Source organism: Paenibacillus sp. 598K, from assembly GCF_003851045.1.
Lineage (GTDB): Bacteria > Bacillota > Bacilli > Paenibacillales > Paenibacillaceae > Paenibacillus_D.
Genome location: NZ_BFBX01000145.1, coordinates 9,368 through 9,644, shown reverse-complemented (window position 1 = coordinate 9,644; position 277 = coordinate 9,368). Strand labels below are relative to the sequence as shown.

The window sequence follows — 277 nt, the reverse complement described above, 5'->3', positions numbered from 1 at the left end:
GACTTTTTGAACAACCTCTGTGAGGAAGGAGAATGCGTAATTGGGGAACCAACGTAGTCGTACACTGGCGCTGATCGCCACCGCCGCGCTCCTCGTCGTCCTGGCGGCGGTCGCGCTGTGGCCGCGCGGGGAGGCGCCCGAGGCTCCTGTGGCGGCCGGGGAGACGGCGGCCGAGACTTCTGTGGAGAGCGGGGCCGAGGCGACGGGTGCCGGGACGAACCAGCAGTCGGAGGGGCCAGCCGCAGATGAGGAGGAGCCGCCTGCCGAAGCGGCAGCG

At 69.7% G+C, this 277-nt stretch carries 1 protein-coding gene; it reads left to right on the top strand.

From position 1 onward, the window contains the following. Positions 1-40 precede the first annotated feature (40 nt). The coding region (locus PA598K_RS36700) for a hypothetical protein (RefSeq protein WP_221414196.1) at positions 41-277 on the top strand (237 nt) is incomplete at its 3' end.